Source organism: Phenylobacterium sp., assembly GCF_044371015.1.
Classification (GTDB): domain Bacteria; phylum Pseudomonadota; class Alphaproteobacteria; order Caulobacterales; family Caulobacteraceae; genus Phenylobacterium.
Genome location: NZ_JBILUK010000014.1, coordinates 12,710 through 28,963 on the forward strand (window position 1 = coordinate 12,710; position 16,254 = coordinate 28,963).

At 70.1% G+C, this 16,254-nt stretch carries 16 protein-coding genes; 5 read left to right on the forward strand and 11 right to left on the reverse strand.

Features of this window, described 5'->3' with window-relative positions:
- Positions 1–126 precede the first annotated feature (126 nt).
- The gene (locus ACIQ3R_RS02525) at positions 127–1,005 is read left to right on the forward strand and encodes a cell wall hydrolase (protein ID WP_397414722.1); all 879 of its coding nucleotides are present in this window, start codon (positions 127–129) and stop codon (positions 1,003–1,005) included.
- Positions 1,006–1,049: 44 nt separating this feature from the next.
- Here ACIQ3R_RS02525 and ACIQ3R_RS02530 read toward each other — a convergent pair whose 3' ends face one another.
- Together ACIQ3R_RS02530 and ACIQ3R_RS02535 are read right to left on the reverse strand one after the other, a co-directional pair.
- Complete coding sequence (locus tag ACIQ3R_RS02530; RefSeq protein ID WP_397414724.1) at positions 1,050–2,321, reverse strand: NRAMP family divalent metal transporter; 1,272 nt, start codon at positions 2,319–2,321, stop codon at positions 1,050–1,052.
- Positions 2,322–2,396: 75 nt separating this feature from the next.
- Positions 2,397–3,332 (reverse strand): GlxA family transcriptional regulator, encoded by a 936-nt coding sequence (locus tag ACIQ3R_RS02535; RefSeq protein WP_397414726.1) that lies wholly within the window; start codon positions 3,330–3,332, stop codon positions 2,397–2,399.
- Between the two features lie 81 nt (positions 3,333–3,413).
- Here ACIQ3R_RS02535 and ACIQ3R_RS02540 point away from each other — a divergent pair, with 81 nt between their 5' ends.
- Together ACIQ3R_RS02540 and ACIQ3R_RS02545 are read left to right on the forward strand one after the other, a co-directional pair.
- Positions 3,414–4,082 carry a DJ-1/PfpI family protein gene (locus tag ACIQ3R_RS02540; protein WP_397414728.1) on the forward strand — a complete coding sequence of 223 codons (669 nt, stop codon included), beginning with the start codon at positions 3,414–3,416 and terminating at the stop codon, positions 4,080–4,082.
- Positions 4,083–4,165: 83 nt separating this feature from the next.
- Positions 4,166–4,714 carry an AAA family ATPase gene (locus ACIQ3R_RS02545; protein ID WP_397414730.1) on the forward strand — a complete coding sequence of 183 codons (549 nt, stop codon included), beginning with the start codon at positions 4,166–4,168 and terminating at the stop codon, positions 4,712–4,714.
- A 16-nt stretch (positions 4,715–4,730) separates the two neighbouring features.
- On the opposite strand, the gene nadC is transcribed toward ACIQ3R_RS02545, so the two are convergent.
- From nadC to ACIQ3R_RS02570, 5 genes are all read right to left on the reverse strand, one after another.
- Positions 4,731–5,585: a carboxylating nicotinate-nucleotide diphosphorylase gene (nadC, locus tag ACIQ3R_RS02550; RefSeq protein WP_397414732.1), complete on the reverse strand. Its 855-nt coding sequence runs from the start codon at positions 5,583–5,585 to the stop codon at positions 4,731–4,733.
- Positions 5,582–7,105, reverse strand: a complete 1,524-nt coding sequence (locus ACIQ3R_RS02555; protein WP_397414734.1) for an L-aspartate oxidase — start codon at positions 7,103–7,105, stop codon at positions 5,582–5,584. The genes nadC and ACIQ3R_RS02555 overlap by 4 nt, the downstream gene beginning before the upstream one ends.
- Positions 7,098–7,556: a hypothetical protein gene (locus ACIQ3R_RS02560; protein WP_397414736.1), complete on the reverse strand. Its 459-nt coding sequence runs from the start codon at positions 7,554–7,556 to the stop codon at positions 7,098–7,100. The genes ACIQ3R_RS02555 and ACIQ3R_RS02560 overlap by 8 nt, the downstream gene beginning before the upstream one ends.
- 1 nt (position 7,557) lies before the next feature.
- Positions 7,558–8,673, reverse strand: coding sequence for a quinolinate synthase NadA (nadA, locus tag ACIQ3R_RS02565; protein ID WP_397414738.1), 1,116 nt, complete (start codon positions 8,671–8,673; stop codon positions 7,558–7,560).
- 262 nt (positions 8,674–8,935) lie between these two features.
- Positions 8,936–9,541: a hypothetical protein gene (locus ACIQ3R_RS02570; protein ID WP_397414739.1), complete on the reverse strand. Its 606-nt coding sequence runs from the start codon at positions 9,539–9,541 to the stop codon at positions 8,936–8,938.
- Positions 9,542–9,837: 296 nt separating this feature from the next.
- Between ACIQ3R_RS02570 and ACIQ3R_RS02575 the strand changes: the two genes are divergently transcribed.
- Together ACIQ3R_RS02575 and ACIQ3R_RS02580 are read left to right on the forward strand one after the other, a co-directional pair.
- The gene (locus tag ACIQ3R_RS02575; protein WP_397414740.1) at positions 9,838–11,469 is read left to right on the forward strand and encodes a flavin-containing monooxygenase; all 1,632 of its coding nucleotides are present in this window, start codon (positions 9,838–9,840) and stop codon (positions 11,467–11,469) included.
- Between the two features lie 52 nt (positions 11,470–11,521).
- Positions 11,522–12,628 carry a cell wall hydrolase gene (locus ACIQ3R_RS02580; protein WP_397414742.1) on the forward strand — a complete coding sequence of 369 codons (1,107 nt, stop codon included), beginning with the start codon at positions 11,522–11,524 and terminating at the stop codon, positions 12,626–12,628.
- On the opposite strand, the gene ACIQ3R_RS02585 is transcribed toward ACIQ3R_RS02580, so the two are convergent.
- The 4 genes from ACIQ3R_RS02585 to ACIQ3R_RS02600 all read right to left on the reverse strand — a co-directional run.
- On the reverse strand, positions 12,618–13,127 hold the full coding sequence (locus ACIQ3R_RS02585) for a GNAT family N-acetyltransferase (protein WP_397414744.1): 510 nt from the start codon (positions 13,125–13,127) through the stop codon (positions 12,618–12,620). The two genes, ACIQ3R_RS02580 and ACIQ3R_RS02585, sit on opposite strands and share 11 nt — an antisense overlap.
- Complete coding sequence (gene trxB / locus ACIQ3R_RS02590; protein WP_397414747.1) at positions 13,124–14,110, reverse strand: thioredoxin-disulfide reductase; 987 nt, start codon at positions 14,108–14,110, stop codon at positions 13,124–13,126. Before trxB ends, ACIQ3R_RS02585 begins: the two co-directional genes overlap by 4 nt.
- A 52-nt stretch (positions 14,111–14,162) precedes the next feature.
- Positions 14,163–15,188, reverse strand: coding sequence for a UDP-2,4-diacetamido-2,4,6-trideoxy-beta-L-altropyranose hydrolase (gene pseG / locus ACIQ3R_RS02595; protein WP_397414749.1), 1,026 nt, complete (start codon positions 15,186–15,188; stop codon positions 14,163–14,165).
- A gap of 204 nt (positions 15,189–15,392) precedes the next feature.
- The coding region (locus ACIQ3R_RS02600) for a calcium-binding protein (protein WP_397414751.1) at positions 15,393–16,254 on the reverse strand (862 nt) is incomplete at its 5' end.

The window sequence follows — 16,254 nt, forward strand, 5'->3', positions numbered from 1 at the left end:
TCGTCGACCTCCTGCGGAACCTGGAGGCTGGCCTGCCGGCGGACGCTGCCAGCATGTGCGGGGGCGACCGGGGCGACACTTGAGACTGGGGGCGAATGGGCCCTCGCCGCTGAGGACTGTTCCGTTTTGCATTTTCTTGATGAGACGCGCGCCGTGCGGCGTGCGTCGTTCAGCGCGACGCTCGCGGGCGTCGGCGCGGGCCTCGGGCTCGGCGCCTTGTTTCTCGCAGCCGGCATGGCCGAACGCGCATCTGACCACGCACGCGCCGAGCGCGCCGCCGCCGCGGCCCTGGCGGGCTATGAAGGCCAGCCCTTCAGCCCGGCTTTGGCGAGGTACGTCTTGCCGGTCGGCCTGGACGCGCGCCTCGCTGAGGCCCGTTTCAGCTCGGATCGGGGCGCCGCTAAAGCGCGGCGACGGGCCGATCTCGATTGCCTGACCAGCGCCGTCTACTTTGAGGCGAGGGGTGAAAGCGCGAGCGGCCAAGCCGCTGTCGCCCAGGTGGTCCTGAACCGCGTCAAGCACCCAGCCTATCCCAAGTCGGTCTGCGGGGTGGTCTTCCAGGGCGCGGGTGCGCCCGGCTGCCAGTTCAGCTTCGCCTGCGACGGCTCCATGTCTAAGTCGCGGGAACGCCTCGCTTGGGCGCGTGCGCGTGACGTCGCCATGCGGGCGCTTTCAGGTGTGCCGCATGCCGAGATCGGTTCAGCCACTCACTTCCACACCACAGCGGTTTCTCCGGCCTGGGCGCCGCGGATGCTGCGCGTGGCGCACGTGGGCGCCCATGTGTTCTATCGCTATGGCGCTGGTCGCTCTGCGCCCACGACACTTTCCGACCGCGCGGTGCTGATCGGCGCGCCGGCTGGCGAGACGCCCAACATCGCCATTGCACCCTCGGTGCAGAAGGCCATCGAGTCGTCTCTGGAGCCGGTGTCCCCGCCTGCCGCCGCGCCCCAGGCTGCGCAGGAAGCGCATCTGACAAAGTCGGTGGAGACCCTGGCAACGTCCTGAGCGGCTCAGTTGCTTAAATCTCCTTTGCGGTCGTGGGCCTATGATCAAGGCAGCAGGCTTGCGAAGAACACTGCGGTGGCCAGGGCCATCACGCCCGTAGCCACCCAGCCGAGGACCGTCGCCCGTCGGGAAAGGGTGAGGCGGCCCATGGCTCTAGGATTGCTCACAATCAGCATCATTGCGGCCATGAGAGGCGCTGCGAGCACGCCGTTGACGACGGCCGCCCAGTAGAGAGCCTTCGCCGGGTCAATGCCCACAAAGTTCAGGGCGGCGCCCAGCATCGTGGTCGCCGCAATCGTCAGATAGAACAGCCGGGCGCGCATGGGCTTGGCGTCCAGGCTGCCCGCAACGCCGACCATCTCCGTCACGGCATAGGCGGCCGAACCCGCCAGCACCGGAACTGCGAGCAGGCCTGTGCCGATGATGCCCAGCGCGAACAAGGCGAAAGCGAATGGGCCGGCGATCGGGCGAAGCGCCTCGGCGGCCTGGGCGGATGTGGTGATGTCTGTGATGCCGTTCGCATTCAGCGTGGCCGCCGTAGCGTAGACGATTGCGAGCGACACCAGCGTGGAGAAGCCCATGCCGACCAGGGTGTCGAGCCGTATGCGTCGGAGCTCCGGACCAGCCTCTCGAGGAGTGATGCAGAGCGGCTTGGCATGGTGACGGTGCTGCTCCTCGATCTCTTGAGCGGCCTGCCAGAAGAACAGGTAGGGACTGATGGTGGTGCCAAGAATAGCCACCACGGCGGTCGCGTAGGCGGCCGACCACTCAATCTCCGGAACGACCAGCGCCGTTAGAGCGCGTCCCCAGGGGACGCCGGCGACCATGACGACGGCGAAGTACGACAGCAGCGAAAGGGTCGTCCACTTCAGCAGCGAAGCGTAGCGGGCGTAGTTCAATCTGACTTCGACGGCGACGCAGATCACGCCGAACATCAGTGTGTAGAATGCGCCGCTTCCGCCTAGCAGAAGGCTCAGGGCTGCGCCCATGGCTCCAAGGTCGGCGCCCAGATTGACCACATTGGCGATCAACAAAAGCAGCACAGCACCCCAGAGCAGCGGCCTGGGATAGTGTCGACGCAGATTGCGCGCGATGCCGGCGCCGGTGACCCGGCCGATCAGCGCAGCCACCTCCTGTATGACCACCATCAGCGGAAAGCTCAGGACAAAGGTCCAGGCCAGGCCATAGCCAAACTGGGCGCCTACCTGGCTATGGGTGCCTATGCCGCTCGGATCATCGTCGGCCGCGCCGGTGATGAGGCCGGGACCGAGCTGAGAGAAGAACCGGCGCAGACGGGACGGCTCGGACTTGTCCATCCGCAAAGCCTAGTCCCGATGCGGCGATGCGGAATGACAAATGCCAAAAACACGCGTCGATCCGCCGGCCGGGGTTCAGGCCCTCGCGGCGCGCCTGAGCGCCTGGGGCGGCTGGCCGAAGGCGCGAAGGAAGGCGCGCCGCATGCGTTCGGGATCCGCAAACCCGGTCTCGACCGCCACTTGGTCCAGCGGCGCGCGCCCGGTTTCCACCGCGGTGCGTGCGGCGTCGAGGCGCAGGCGCTCCACGGCCTTGGCGGGGGTCACCCCGGTTTCGGCGACGAACGCGCGGGCGAAGTTGCGAGGGCTCATGGCGGCCTGATCGGCGAGCATCTCCACTGTCAGCTGCGTGGAGAGGTTCTCAGCCATCCAGGCCAGCAGCGTGTCGAACCGCCCTGATCGTCCGCCCAGATCAAGCAGACCCGAGAACTGCGACTGCCCGCCGGGCCGGCGCTGGTGGACCACCAGTTGCTGGGCGGTCCGCCTGGCGATCTCGGGGCCTAAGTCCTCCTCCACCAGGGCCAGCGCGAGGTCGATGCCAGCCGTGATGCCCCCCGAGGTCCAGACGTGGCCGTCGCGGATGTAGATCCGGTCGGCGTCGACCTTCACCTTCGGATATCGTCGGGCGAAGTCGTCGGTGCGGCTCCAGTGGGTGGTGGCGCGGCGGCCGTCGAGCAGGCCGGCTTCGGCCAGCAGATAGGCGCCGGAACAGACACTGGTCGGCCGCCGAGTTTCGACATTCCGCACCCAGGTCACGATCCGGTTGAGTTCCGGCAAGGCGCGCGTGCCGTCGCCGCCAACGATCATCACGGTGTCGTACGGACCGGCATCCAGTGGGCGCGCGCTCAATGCGACGCCGGATGAACTCGCTACCTGGCCGCCGTCCGGGGCGAGGACCGTCAGCGAATAGGCGTCCGGGGCGTTTCGGGAGGCGATCTCGAAGACGGAGATCGGGCCGGCGGCGTCGAGCAGCTGGAACCCTGGGAAGATCACCAGGGCGACGGAACGGGTCATGGCGGAAACCGTGGGAAACTTGTCATTTCGGCCGGACCATCGTCGGACTATCCGGTCACCGTCAAGTCACCGGAGGCCACCATGTCCGACCTGCAGATCGTCATCGCTCTCTATCCGGGCGTCACCCATCTCGACTTCACCGGCCCGCACCAGGTCCTGTGCCGGACGCCGAACGCGAAGGTGATCACCGCCTCGCTGGGGGGGCAGGACATCGAGGCGGAGGGTCTGGTGTTCTCCAAGCTGGCGGACCTGGCCAAGCTGGAACGTTGTGACGTGCTGCTGATCCCGGGCGGCTTCGGGACGACGGCGGCGATGGCCGATCCGGCGTTCATGGCTGAAATCCGCAGGCTGGGCGGCATGGCGCGTTATCTCACCTCGGTCTGCACCGGCTCGCTGATCCTGGGCGCGGCGGGGTTCCTGAAGGGCAAGCGGGCGGCGTGTCACTGGTCATGGCGCGACCAGCTGCCGCCGCTGGGCGCCATCGTCTCGGAGGCGCGGGTCGAGCGGGACGGGAACATCTTCACCGGCGGCGGGGTGACGGCGGGCATCGACTTCGCCTTTGTGCTGCTGGAGGAACTCGCGGGCCGCGACTTCGCCGAGGCGACGCAGCTGGGCCTCGAATACGCCCCGGCGCCGCCCTTCAACTCGGGGCGACCGGAGCTGGCGCGGCCTGAGATCCTCGCGACCATGAAGGCGGCGATGGACGCGGCCAAGCCGCAAAGGACTCAGACGATCGCCACGCCCGCCTAGGCTCTTGCGCGCTGCCGGGCCTCTGACTATTGGCGCACCCGCCAAACGGACGTCGTCGGGCGGACCATTTGCGGAGCGTCTCGATGCCCAAGGGCTGCGTCACGATTGTCACTGGCCCGCCGGGCGCCGGTAAATCGACGGTGGCGCGTCGACTGGCCGGCGGAACCTCCGCCGACCTCGGGATGCACATCCACACAGACGACATCTACACGTACATCCAGAAAGGTTTCGTACCGCCCTGGGATCCTGCATCCCAGGCTCAGAACGCTGTGTTGATGGACGCCATCGCCGCACAGGCCGCCGTCTGCGCAAAGGGTGGCTATGATGTCTATGTGGATGGGATCGTTGGCGGCTGGTTCTTCGATCCGTGGCTCAGCGCCGCAAGGACCCATGATCTCGGCCTTCGCTACGTGCTGCTGCAACCGAACCTGGCTGCCACCTTGTCGCGGGCGACGGCCCGCACGGCGCCCGGGGCCATGACGGACCCAGACGTCGTGGGGCAGATGTGGGAGGCGTTTCGGGCCTTCGAGATCGATCCGGCCCATATCGTGGATACGACGGGACAAACGATCGAGCAGACGGTGACGTTGATTGAGGCCGGCCTGAAGGCGGGGCGATTCAGGCTTGCCTGAGGGGCCGCGCTTGTCATCAGCCGGGCAGAGCGTCCAGTCCTATGTCGAGCGCCTTGGCCGAGTGGGTCAGGGCGCCGACGCTGATCACATCGACGCCGGTCTCGGCGATTGCGCGGACGGTGTCGAGGTTCACGCCGCCTGAGGCCTCCACCACCGCGCGCCCGGCGACGCGCGCCACGGCCTCGCGCATGTCGGCGAGGCTGAAATTGTCGAGCATGATCACATCGGGCCCCTCGGCCACGGCCTCGTCGAGCTGGGCCAGGCCGTCGATCTCGACCTCGACCTTGACCAGATGGCCGGCGAAGGCCCGGGCCGCGCGCACGGCGCCGCCGACCGAGCCGCAGGCGGCGATGTGATTGTCCTTGATCAGGATGGCGTCATCCAGGCCGAAGCGGTGGTTGACCGCGCCGCCGCAGCGGACGGCGTACTTCTCCAGGGCGCGGAGGCCCGGCGTGGTCTTGCGGGTGTCGGTGATGCGGGCGCGGGTTCCGGCGACGGCGTCGACATAGGCGCGGGTCAGGGTGGCGATGCCGGACAGGCGGCTCATCAGGTTCAGCGTCGTGCGCTCGGCGGCCAGGATCGCCCGGGCGTCGCCGGACACGCGGGCCAGAGCGGCGCCCGGCGCCACGATCGCGCCATCGGCGACAAGAGTCTCGACCTGAGCGGTGGGCGAGAGCTCGGCCAGGGTCAGGGCGACGGTCTCGACGCCGGAGATCACGCCGGCGCTGCGGGCGGCAAAGACGGCGGAAAGCCGGGTTCCGGCCGGCACGCAGGCTTGCGCGGTGAGGTCGCCGGCGCGCCCCAGGTCTTCGGCCAGGGCGGCCTGGATGACGGGGGTGATCAGCCGCGCGGCGGTGAAGTCAGGGCTCATTCGGCGGCATAGCGCACGGCGGGCGCATCCAGTTCGGCCAGGGTGATGAAGGTGCGGCGGGGCGCAACCGTTTCGGGATGGTCGGCGCGGAAGTGACCGCCCCGGCTCTCGGTCCGGGCCACGGCGGCGGCGGCGATCAGCCGGGCGGCGACCAGCGCGGCCGAGCGGCCATGCGCGACCTCCAAAGCCTCGATGCTGGTCAGCAGCCGTGAGAGTCCCGGGTCGTCGCGCACAACGCCCGCGTCGCGGCTCATGGCTTTCCGCAGGCCCTGCAACGCGGCCTCGGGAAGTGAGGTGGAGAGGATGCGCGTCAGCGGACGGACCGGCGGCGGGGTCTCGGCCGCGGCCGTGCGCCCGGCGCGGGCGCCGAACACGGCGGCTTCCAGCAGCGAGTTGGAGGCCAGGCGATTGGCCCCGTGCACGCCTGTGGCGGCGCACTCGCCGGCGGCGTAGAGGCCCGCGAGGCTGGTCCGGCCGTCGGCGTCGGCGGCGATCCCGCCCATGTGGTAGTGGCAGGCCGGGGCCACCGGGATCGGCTGGCGGCGCGGATCGATGCCGCCCCCCAGGCAGGCGGCGAACACAGCCGGGAACTCTTCGGGGAACTTCGCCCCGACGGCGGCCCGGGCATCGAGGAACGCCCCGCGCCCCGCCTCGCGCTCCGCATGGATGGCGCGGGCCACAACATCGCGCGGCGCGAGCTCGGCGTCGGGGTGATAGCGGGGCATGAAGCGCTCGCCATCGGAATTGACCAGCACCGCGCCCTCGCCCCGCAGGGCCTCAGTGGCCAGCGGCGCCGGATCGCGGCCGATGTCTATGGCCGTGGGGTGGAACTGCACGAACTCCGGATCGGCGATCACGGCGCCGGCCATGGCCGCCAGCCCCAGCCCATCGCCCTTGAGTTCGGCCGGCGTGGTGGTGACGGCGTAGAGGCCGCCGACGCCGCCAGTGGCCAGGATCACGGTGTGCGCCGTGATCTCCAGCTGACGCGCGCCCTTGCGGGTGATCACGCCGCGGATCCGCCCGGAGTCGTCCTGCAGCAGGCCGACGAGGCGTTCGCCGACGCGGATGCGCACATGTGGGGCCGCCAGCGCCCGGGCGCCGATCGCGGCCATGATCTCCCGGCCGGCCTGGTCACCCTTCACCCGGGCCACGCGGGCGCGGGAGTGGGCGGCCTCTAGACCCTGGGAGAAGCCGCCGTCTGCGGTGCGGTCGAACGGCGCGCCGAGCGCCGCCAGACGCCGCACGGCCTCGGGGCCTTCGCCGGCCAGGATGGCGGCCATGGCCTCGTCGACGAGGCCGGCTCCGGCGGCGATGGTGTCGGCGGCGTGCAGGGCCGGCGCGTCATCGGCCGAGAGGGCGGCGGCCACACCGCCCTGGGCCCAGGCCGAAGAGCAGCCGGCGCCGAGCGGCGCTTCGCTGAGGATGAGCACAGGCGTCGGCGCGGCGGCCAGCGCGGCGGAAAGGCCCGCCAGGCCCGCGCCGACGATCAGGACGCCCGGATGGTGCAGCCGCTCAGTCATGGTCGGCCTCGTAGAAGATATCGGTGGGTCGGGTGCGGGCGGCGAGATCGAAGAGGCCGTGCACCTCCCAGTGAACGCCGGTCAGGCGGCGACCCAGGCGCGGGGCCGCGTCGCGAACCGCGCTGTGGGCCCGCCCGCGCTCGGACCAGGCGCCCAGGTGGGTGACCTGTATGGCTGCGCCGCCCGGCGTGATCCACGGCGCGACCGGGCCCAGGCCCGGGAAGCGGCGGGCGACGCCGACGCCGATGCGCAGCGATTGCACGCCGTCGTCCTCACCTTCGCAGAGCACCACATCGCCCCAGTAGGGGCCGTAGTCGCCGGTGCGCAGGGCCACATGGACGCGCTCGAGCGCGCCGAAGACCACCTGACCGAGGTCTTCGGCGCGCACCCGCGCGGCGACCGCCGCGATGGGTTGGGCCGCCACGGTCGCTATGACCGGGGAATAGTCCACGTCAGATCAGCTCCACGTCGACATGGTGGCGCGCCTTGACCAGATCGTAGCGGGCCGGGACGGCGGGCGGCGGCAGATCGACCATCCGCTGAACGGCCAGTCGCGCCCGCTCGGCGATGGCGGGATCGACGGTCACCTCGTAGCGGTCGTGGAGCAGGGCCTCGTAGATGTTTTCCAGGCTGATCCGCTTCATGTGCGGGCAGAGGTTGCAGGGGCGTAGGAACTCGGTCTCGTGGGCGTCGGCGGCGACGTTGTCGGCCATCGAGCACTCGGTGATCAGCACCACGCGCTTGGGCTTCCGCGTCAGCACGTAGTCGTTCATCGCCGCCGTCGAGCCGGTGAAGTCGGAGACCTCGATCACATCGGTCGGGCACTCGGGGTGGGCAAGCACCTCGGCGTCCGGATAGGCGGCGCGGAGCTCCAGGATGTCGGCGGCGGTGAAGCGCTCATGCACCTCGCAGCGGCCCTGCCAGGCGATGATCTTGATTTGGGTCTGGCGGGCGACATTGCGGGCCAGGAACTCGTCGGGGATCAGGATCACCCGGTCGACGCCCCAGAGGCGGGCGGCTTCCTCCACCACCTGAACGGCGTTGGCGCTGGTGCAGCAGATATCGGTCTCGGCCTTCACGTCGGCTGTGGTGTTGACATAGGTCACCACCGGCAGGCCGGGGTAGCGCTGCTTGATCAGACGCACATCGGCGCCGGTGATCGAGCTGGCGAGACTGCAGCCGGCGCGCAGATCGGGGATCAGCACGCGCTTTTCCGGCGAGAGGATCTTGGAAGTCTCAGCCATGAAGTGGACGCCGGCCTGGACGATGATCCGGGCCTTCGAGCGCGCGGCCTCTTTGGCGAGGCCCAGGCTGTCGCCCACATAGTCGCCGACGCCGTGGAAGATCTCGGGCGTCATGTAGTTGTGGGCGAGGATGACCGCGTCCTTCTCGCGCTTCAGCCGGTTGATCTCGGCGATCAGCGGCGCCTGAAGCCGCCACTCCATCGGGGTGACGTGATGCTTCACCTTCTCCCAGAGGGGCGCGGTCGCGCGCTCCACGGCTGGGGTGAACTCGAAACCGAAGCCGTCTGCGGCCATCCTATCCTCCCTTATGCTCAAAGTGAGCATTACTGGGGCCGAAAAAAGTGCGCCGGGCTCATACTCGTCCGGGCGCACACACTTTTGCTCGAATTGAGCAAAAGCCTGAACACCATATAGCCCTGCCTCGGGTGGGCGCAAGTGGGATTCGGTCGGGCGGTTCCGCGAGGGGAGGGGATCGGATCGCGAAACGCGCGAAGGGTCGTGCGGGTGTTTTCAGGCGTGAGAGCTGGAGGTCCCGGTCTTTCGCTGGCGCGAAAACCGGGATGACCCCGGAGGGGGTAGGGCGTGTCTACCCCGACGCGCGTCGCATCCGCCGCTCCAGCCGTCGCCGCTCGGCGCGGTTGGCCGGGGGTTGGTGGACAGCGGGTGGGGGATCAGGTTCGGGTGGCGGAAGCGTCTCGCCCTGGAGCCGGGCCTTGATGTCGATGACCTGGGCTGTGTAGCGGCCGTCAGGGTCGAGGTCGGGGTTCCGGGCGATGGCCTTTTCCAGGGCCTCGGCGCGGCCGAGCGGGGTCAGGGGATGGCCGTCGGTCTCGCGCTCCCGCTCGCGGTCGGTCTCCCGGTCCCGCATCCGGTCCCGCTCCCGGTCCTCATCCGTGCGGAGACGCGCGGGCCTGTAGCTGCCGGCGGCGGCGAAGACCGGAGCGGCGGCGGAGGTGACCAGCTTCACCTCGGCCATGATCGAAAGCCGGACATTGCGACCGCAGATGTCGAAGGCGGCGATGGCCCTGTCCTTGGCGTCGTTATCCGACCCCGCCGCCTGGAACCGCGCATAGCAATCCCGGGCCATGGCGCTGGCCATCTCCGCCAGTCCGGCGAGCATCGGCTTCCTGGCCAGGATATCCGTCTCGTGGGTCACGGCCGAAAACAGAACATAAGATGAACATTTGGTCAATCCCCCTCGTCTCCATCCCCTCTCCGGGCGTCATCCCCCGGCGTGTCCGGGGACCCATTCCTCCACCGCCCGGGAGATCGCGACATCGCTTCGAGCCGGACTGCGACGCCCGACGCCCGCGACCACGATGGATCCCCCGGACAAGCCGGGGGATGACGATTTGGGAGAGGGCCTTGCGCCGGAGTTGAGACCGAGGGCCGTCGGCGGCCCGTCCGGAGCCAGCCCGACCGGCCCTTGCCTCCCCCGAGGTCCGCCGCGACAGTGTGTTGGCCCACGCTGACGAAGGATGCACCGCCATGGCCGATGGATCGAGACCGCCGCGCACGCCGATTTCCGGCGAGACGGATGTGGTGGTGGTGGGCGCGGGGTTCGGCGGGCTCTACATGCTGCACCGGCTGCGCGCGGCGGGGTTCGCCGCGCAGGGGTTCGAGGCCGGCGGCGACGTGGGCGGCACCTGGTACTGGAACCGCTATCCGGGCGCGCGCTGCGACGTGCCGAGCCTGATGTATTCCTACACCTGGTCGGAGGATCTGCGCCGGGAGTGGCGCTGGACCGAGAAGTACGCGGCCCAGCCGGAGATCCTGGCCTATGCCAACCATGTGGCCGCCCGGTTCGACCTGCGACCGCTGATCGCCTTCGAGACCCGGGTGGTCTCGGCCCACTTCGACGCGGCCGCCGGGCGCTGGCGGGTGACCACCGACCGGGGCGATGTGGTGAGCGCGCGGTTCGTGGTGATGGCGACCGGCTGCCTCTCGGTTCCCCGCGCGCCGGAGATCGTGGGCGCGGCCGACTTCGCGGGGCCGACCTATCACACCGGAAGCTGGCCCCATGAGGGCGTGGACTTTTCGGGTATGCGGGTGGCGGTGATCGGAACCGGCTCATCGGCCATCCAGTCGATCCCGCAGATCGCGGCCCAGGCAAGCCACGTGACCGTGTTCCAGCGCACCCCCAATTTCAGCGTGCCGGCCAACAACACGCCGCTGACGGAGGCCGACCGGGCGGCGTTCGAGGCGATGTATGCGGACTACATCGCCATGGTGAAGGGCCCGGGCATGGGGTTCGGCAACAACCCGATGAACGCGCTGCCGACCGACCCCGAGGTGCGGCGGCAAAGGTATGAGGAGCTGTGGGGCGAGGGCGGGGCCGGGTTCCTGACCGCCTGGGGCAATCTGCTGACCGACATCGAGGTCAACGAAGAGGCGGCGGAATTCGTACGCCAGAAGATCGGCCAGACGGTGAAGGACCCGGCGACCGCGCGGGCCCTGGCGCCCACCGATCATCCGATCGGCACCAAGCGCATCTGCGTCGATATCGCCTACTACGAGACCTACAACCGGCCCAACGTGACGCTGGTCGACCTGAAGACCGAGCCGCTGCAGGCGATCACGGCCGACGGTGTGCGGACGGCGGCGGCGACCTATCCGGCCGACGCCCTGGTGATGGCCACCGGCTTTGACGCCATGACCGGCGCCCTGCTGGCGGTGGACATCCGCGGCCGTGACGGGCGGACGCTGAAGGACGCCTGGGCGGAAGGCCCCAAGGCCTATCTGGGCCTCTCGGTGGCGGGCTTCCCCAACCTCTTCACCATCACCGGGCCCGGCAGCCCGAGCGTGCTTTCCAACATGATCAACTCGATCGAGCAGCACGTGGAGTGGATCGAGCGCTGCCTCGTCTGGCTTCGGGCCGAGGGCCAGGCGGTGATCGAGGCGGACGACGCGGCGCAGGAAGCCTGGGTGGACCGCGTGCGCCAGGCGGCGGCCGGCACGCTCTTTCCCAAGGCCGCCTCCTGGTACATGGGCGCCAACATCCCCGGGAAGCCGCGGGTGTTCATGCCCTATATCGGCCCCGGCTACCGGGCGACCTGCGATGCGGTGGCGGCGGAGGGGTATCGCGGGTTTGCGCTGGAGACGGCGACCGTCGGGGCCTAGGGGCCAGGCGGGGTCCCATTCTCGCCTGTTTGCCGCTATAGGCGTCGCCCCAATGCGCCTGTTGCTCGCCCTTTGCCTGATCGGCCTCGCCGCCTGCGCGCCCCAGGGCGAAGGCGAACGCGCCAGCGGAGCGCGGCTGGCGGGCTGGGACTATTCCAACGGCGGGCTGATCAAGGTCACCTCCGGCATGGACGCGGCGATGCGGTCGCTGGCCACGCGTCATGACCCGGGCGCGCGCGCGCCCGACGGCTGGGGCGGGGTTCCGGGCTGGGACCGGATCGATCTCGACAACGTGCCCGACCTGGGGCTGGAGGCGCTGGACGGGGTCGGCGCGGAGGAGCTGAACGCGCTCAGGCCCTTCTCGACCCTGCCGATCCGGCCGATGAAGCCGTTCGTGCTGAAGGGTCCGCCGGAGGACCGGGCGCGGGCGCTCGATTGCCTGTCGCAGGCCGTCTACTACGAGGCGGCGCGGGAGCCGCGCCTGGGCCAGGAGGCGGTGGCGCAGGTGGTGCTCAACCGAATGCGGCATCCGGCCTATCCGAAATCGGTGTGCGGGGTGGTCTATCAGGGCTCCGCGCGGACCACGGGCTGCCAGTTCACCTTCACCTGCGACGGTTCGCTGCGGTTCCCGCCGCAGGCCGATCTGTGGCGCCAGGCGCGCCAGGTGGCCGAGCGCGCCCTGAACGGCCATGTGGACAGGACGGTGGGGTCGGCCACGCACTATCACGCCCAGTATGTCGCCCCCTACTGGGCCCCGACGCTGGTCAAGATGGTGCAGGTGGGCCAGCACATCTTCTATCGCTGGACCGGGCCGTGGGGCGAACCGCGCGCTTTCGACGGCCGCTATGCCGGCGGCGAGGCCTATCTTTCGCCCGCGATCCTGGGCGGGCTCGACCCACGCACCCAGGGCGGTGTTCTGGCGCCCGAGGACCAGGGCATCGCGCCGGGCCGAGTCGTGACCCTGGCGGTGGCGGGCGAGGTGCGGACCTATCAGGTGGTGGAGCCGGGCGCGCCGGGGATCGGAAGGACCCGCGTGATGGGCCAGATCTACGCGCCGAGGCGCCAGCCGACGCCCGACGAAGTGAAGCGGATCAACGAGAGCCTGGAAGCGCTGGAGCGGTCCATGGGCCCGGCGGTGGCCGCCGCGCCTAGCCCTTGAACGCGTCGGGATAGACGAGGGTCACCGGGGCGTCGAAGGCGCCGTCCTCCAGGGCCAGGGCCATGAAGCTGGGACTGCCTGCAAAGGGCGACTTGATCTGGGCCGCGGCGGCCGCGGTGAACCCGAACTTCGGATAGTAGGCCGGGTGGCCCAGAACCACGACGCCGCTCGCGCCGAACGCCTTGCAGAGGTCGACACCGGCGCGGATCAGCACCCCACCGGTTCCCATGCGCTGGAGCCCGGGGCGGACCGACACCGGCGCCATGGCGGCGAACAGGCTCGCGCGGTCGGCCCAGAGGCGGCTGAAGAGAATATGGCCGACAAGCTGGCCCTCGGCCTCGGCGACCAGTTCGAACAGCACATCGCCGTCTTCGCGCAGGCGGCGGACCAGTTCGGCCTCGTTGGAGCGGCCGAACTCCTCGGTGAAGGCGCGTTCGATGATGACCGCGATCTCGTCATGTTCGGCGGGCTTCGGGTAGCGGACGCGCGGGGGCGTCATGCGCCGACGGTCTCGGTCACCGGGGTCTTGGCCCTGGCGTGATCTTCCTCCGCCAGGAAGCGGACCGCCTCCAGCGCCGCCATGCAGCCCATGCCGGCGGCGGTGACGGCCTGGCGGTAGACGTCATCGGTGACGTCTCCGGCCGCATAGACGCCGGGGATGGCGGTCGAGGCGGTTCCGGCCTTCACCTTCAGATAGCCCGAGCCGTCCATCTCGAGCTGGCCCTTGAACAGTTCGGAGGCCGGGGCGTGGCCGATGGCGATAAAGACGCCGTCGGTGGCGAGCTCACGGGTCGCGCCGGTGGCGGCGTGCTTCAGGCGTACGCCGGTGACGCCGGGCGGCTCCGTCGTCCCCAGCACCTCGTCGATCACATGGTCCCAGACCACCTCGATCTTGGGATGGTTGAACAGGCGCTCCTGCAGGATGCGCTCGGCGCGCAGCTCGGCCTTGCGGTGCACCAGCGTGACCTTGGACGCGAAGTTGGTGAGGAACAGCGCCTCTTCCACCGCCGTATTGCCGCCGCCGACCACGACGACCTCCTTGCCGCGATAGAAGAAGCCGTCGCAGGTGGCGCAGGCCGAGACGCCGAAGCCCTGGAAGCGCTGCTCGCTGTCGAGCCCCAGCCACTTGGCCTGGGCGCCGGTGGCGATGATCAGGGTGTCGGCCAGCCAGACCTGGCCGCTGTCGGTCTCCAGCCGGAAGGGCCGCTGGGAAAGGTCCGCCTTGAGCACGATGTCGGTGACGATCTCCGTGCCGACATGCGCGGCCTGGGCCTGCATCTGCTCCATCAGCCAGGGCCCCTGGATCACCTCGGCGAAGCCCGGATAGTTCTCCACGTCTGTGGTGATGGTCAGCTGGCCGCCGGGCTGGATGCCCTGGATCAGCACCGGTTTCAGGAGCGCGCGCGCGGCGTAGACGGCGGCGGTGTAGCCGGCGGGGCCGGAGCCCACGATCAGGCAGCGGACGGAACGAGGTTCGGACATCCGAGCAATGTAGTGGCGATTCCGCGCGCGGGCGACCGGTGAAGTCGGGCGCTCAGGGGCCTGCGGCGCGCGCGGCGATGATTGTCAGGAACGCATCCGCCACGCGCCCGGCGCCCTCGCCGTCGCAGAGGGCGGCGCTGTTGGCCGCGAGGCGGCGGCGCAGATCGGCGTCCCGCAACAGCCGCCAGAGCGCATGATCGAAGGCGGCGTCGAAGCCAGAGTCCGCGGGATCGAGCACCAGCGCGGCGTCGCGATCGGCCAGGGCTTTGGCGGCGGGGCGCTGGTTCTCGGCCAGGATGACGGTAATCGAGGGCAGGCCCAGGACGCAGCGCTCCCAAGTGGAGGAGCCGGGCGCGCCGATGGCGATATCCGCCTCGGCGGTGAGGCGGGCCATATGCGGGGTCGCGACGTGGAGCAGGAGCCGGCTGTCCCGGCGCGCGATCTTCGACAGACCCGCCAGGCTCGGCGCTTCCGCGCCCAGAACGATGTCGAGCCCGATGTCGGCGGCGCGGGGCCGGATCCGCTCGACCAGCCGCGAGGTGATCCCGCCCAGGTCTGTGAGGCCGAGCGAGACCAGAATCCGCTGCACCGGCTCCCCACGCCAGGCCAGTGCGGTGGCGCGCAGGGCGGCGAACTCCGGGCGGACTGGCGCGAAGGCCGGGCCCAACAGAAGCCGCGCCGACTCTGGCGCATGGCCGAGATAGTCGGCGGCCTTGCGGGCCGGCCCGGCGTCGAGAACAAGGTCCGCCGCCAGGGCGCGGTTTGCGAGGTCATCGATCACCAGGGTCGGGCGGCCTCGCGCAATGGCGACATGTTCGGGCGCGGCCAGGCCGTAGTGGTCGATGGCGACGGCGTCGAAGGCCTGGCCCTGCGCGGCCGCGACGAGATCGCCGGCCGGCGTACGCGGCATGTCCGGCGCGAACCCGTCCAGCACCGGCGCCATGGCGGGCGGTCCCAGGAAGTGCGGCGCGGCGCCCCGAGCCGCCAGGGCCTGAGCCAGGGTGAGCGAGCGCATGACGTGGCCGCCGCCGGTCATGGGACCCGCATCGACGACGAAGAGGATTCGAGGTCCGGTCACAGCGCGCGATGGCCTGCGAACCGGGCGAGATCAGGGCGGAGGCCATGATTTTGCACAGAACACCCCTGGAATCGGCGACGTCGACGGCGACCGGTCGATCCCCGGGGATCGCGTCGCCATGGCGCCCGGAATGCCCCGATGCGGCCCAAAAGCAAAGGGCCGCCCCGAAGGACGGCCCTCGCCAGGATCGTTTGAACGTCGCGGTTAGATGAAGCTCGCCGAGCTGACATCCGCCAGGGTCGAGCCGGCCAGCAAGACCGCCTGGTCCGCCGTGCCGTCGGCGTTGGTGTCGGCGAAGACGAAGACGTCCGCGCCCACCGCGTAGGCGGCGTAGATCACCGTGCCGTCCATCGCCGTGTTGGCGGCGGCGAGAGCGGCGGCGAAATCGGCCACCGTGGCTTCGGCCGCGTAGTTCGCGCCCGTGCCGGCCGCGAGACCGAACTCGAAGACGTCGCCGGCCGTGAAGTCGGTGATCCGGTCGAGTTGGCCGAGCGCGAGGCCCGTATCGCCGGCCGCGTAGAAGAACGTGTCGGTTCCCCCGCCGCCGGTGATGGTGTCGGTGCCGGCGCCGCCGGAGAAGCTGTCATTGGCGCCGCCGCCGACAATCGAGTCGGTTCCGCCGCCGGCCGTGACCGAGTTGGAGCCGCCGCCGGTGGAGATGGTGTCGCCGCCCGAGCCGGCGGTGATCGTCTCGCCGCCGGCGCCGCCGGTGACGCTGTTGGCGCCCTCGCCGGCCGAGATCGAGTTGGCGCCGTCGCCGCCGCTGATCGTGTCTGCGCCGGAGCCGGCGGTGATGGTGTCCGCGTCGGTCCCGCCGGTGACGTTGTTGGCGCCTTCACCCGCGCTGATCGCGTTGGCGCCGTCGCCGCCGTTGATGGTGTCGGAGCCGGAGCCGGACGTGATGGTGTCGGCCGCCGCGCCGCCGGTGACGCTGTTGGCGCCCTCGCCGGCGAAGATGGTGTTGGTCCCGCCGCCGCCGGAGAGCGTATCCGCCCCCGTACCGCCGGTGATGCTGTCAGCGCCCGCGCCGCCGGTGACGCTGTTGGCGCCCTCGCCGGTGTTGATG

Coding starts and splice junctions, on each gene's coding strand:
- ACIQ3R_RS02585 (WP_397414744.1), bottom strand. CDS start 13,127: ATGACGCCCCCGCGCGTCCGCTACCCGAAGCCCGCCGAACATGACGAG.
- ACIQ3R_RS02535 (WP_397414726.1), bottom strand. CDS start 3,332: ATGACCCGTTCCGTCGCCCTGGTGATCTTCCCAGGGTTCCAGCTGCTC.
- nadA (WP_397414738.1), bottom strand. CDS start 8,673: ATGCTCACTTTGAGCATAAGGGAGGATAGGATGGCCGCAGACGGCTTC.
- ACIQ3R_RS02555 (WP_397414734.1), bottom strand. CDS start 7,105: ATGACTGAGCGGCTGCACCATCCGGGCGTCCTGATCGTCGGCGCGGGC.
- trxB (WP_397414747.1), bottom strand. CDS start 14,110: ATGTCCGAACCTCGTTCCGTCCGCTGCCTGATCGTGGGCTCCGGCCCC.
- ACIQ3R_RS02575 (WP_397414740.1), top strand. CDS start 9,838: ATGGCCGATGGATCGAGACCGCCGCGCACGCCGATTTCCGGCGAGACG.
- ACIQ3R_RS02545 (WP_397414730.1), top strand. CDS start 4,166: ATGCCCAAGGGCTGCGTCACGATTGTCACTGGCCCGCCGGGCGCCGGT.
- ACIQ3R_RS02580 (WP_397414742.1), top strand. CDS start 11,522: ATGCGCCTGTTGCTCGCCCTTTGCCTGATCGGCCTCGCCGCCTGCGCG.
- ACIQ3R_RS02530 (WP_397414724.1), bottom strand. CDS start 2,321: ATGGACAAGTCCGAGCCGTCCCGTCTGCGCCGGTTCTTCTCTCAGCTC.
- nadC (WP_397414732.1), bottom strand. CDS start 5,585: ATGAGCCCTGACTTCACCGCCGCGCGGCTGATCACCCCCGTCATCCAG.
- ACIQ3R_RS02540 (WP_397414728.1), top strand. CDS start 3,414: ATGTCCGACCTGCAGATCGTCATCGCTCTCTATCCGGGCGTCACCCAT.